At 32.9% G+C, this 1,118-nt stretch carries 1 protein-coding gene; it reads left to right on the top strand.

The genetic code is table 11. The features are described 5' to 3' along the window. Nucleotides 1–137 precede the first annotated feature (137 nt). The gene (locus HMPREF2597_RS05570; protein ID WP_002479357.1) at nt 138–1,052 is read left to right on the top strand and encodes a diacylglycerol/lipid kinase family protein; all 915 of its coding nucleotides are present in this window, start codon (nt 138–140) and stop codon (nt 1,050–1,052) included. The last annotated feature ends 66 nt before the right edge of the window (nt 1,053–1,118 follow it).

Below are 1,118 nucleotides of genomic sequence, written 5' to 3'. Positions count from 1 at the left end.
GTCAACCTTGTCGGGGCGGGACTACGAATTTATAGTGAATTCTGTCCCGCTCTCACATTTTTTGTATTACCATACACTAAATCTTAAAATTAAGGGTAAGTATGTAAAGTGATACCTTTTAGAAAGAAGGCATAATTATGACAGACAAATACAATCATGGCGTATTATTTTATCATGAACACAGTGGTTTAAAGGATATATATAATGGTTTAGGTGAAGTGACAAAAGCATTAAGTTCAATATGTAAACAGCTATCCATTCAAGTGAGTGAAAACGAAGGAGACATTATTAAATATTGTCAGAAGATTAAGCAAGGTGATTATGGTCAAAAAATTGATATTTTATTTATTTTAGGTGGGGATGGCACCGTTAATGAAATGGTTAACGGCGTGATGAAACATCAGCTAGATTTGCCTATTGGTATTATCCCAGGTGGTACGTTTAATGATTTTACAAAAACGCTTAACATTCATCCTAACTTTAAACAAGCTAGTGAACAACTTAAATATGCACAAATTGGTCAGTATGATGTCATTCAAGTGAATAAAGAATTCGCCCTTAATTTCGTTGGGCTAGGTTTGATTGTGCAAAATGCAGAAAATGTGCAAAACGGTGCGAAAGATATATTTGGCAAATTAAGTTATATCGGTTCAACCGTAAAAACATTAATGGATCCGAGTAACTTTGATTTTACTTTAACAATTGATGGTGAAAAAACAACTGGCAATACTTCAATGCTGCTTATTGCGAATGGTCCTAATATTGGAGGTAGTCGTATTCCGCTCACAGATTTATCACCACAAGATGGTAAATTGAATACATTTATTTTTGACGAGCAAAGTTTCAGCATATTAAATGATATTTTCAAAAAAAGAGATAGCATGAACTGGAATGAAATCACTCAAGGTATTGACCATATCTCAGGTAAGGATATTCGCATTGATACAAAACCGATCATGAAAGTAGATATAGATGGTGAAATTCGACTAGAAGCGCCGCTTGATATTAAAGTGTTGCCCAAAGCATTAAAATTATTAACCATCCCTACATAAAATTGATAAACAATTTGGGACATAAATATAAAGGATTAAAATTACATGTTAATACGTAGTATTTAT

The organism is Staphylococcus sp. HMSC063A07, from assembly GCF_001836955.1.
Taxonomy (GTDB): domain Bacteria; phylum Bacillota; class Bacilli; order Staphylococcales; family Staphylococcaceae; genus Staphylococcus; species Staphylococcus lugdunensis.
This window is presented reverse-complemented; position numbering and strand designations above follow the sequence as displayed.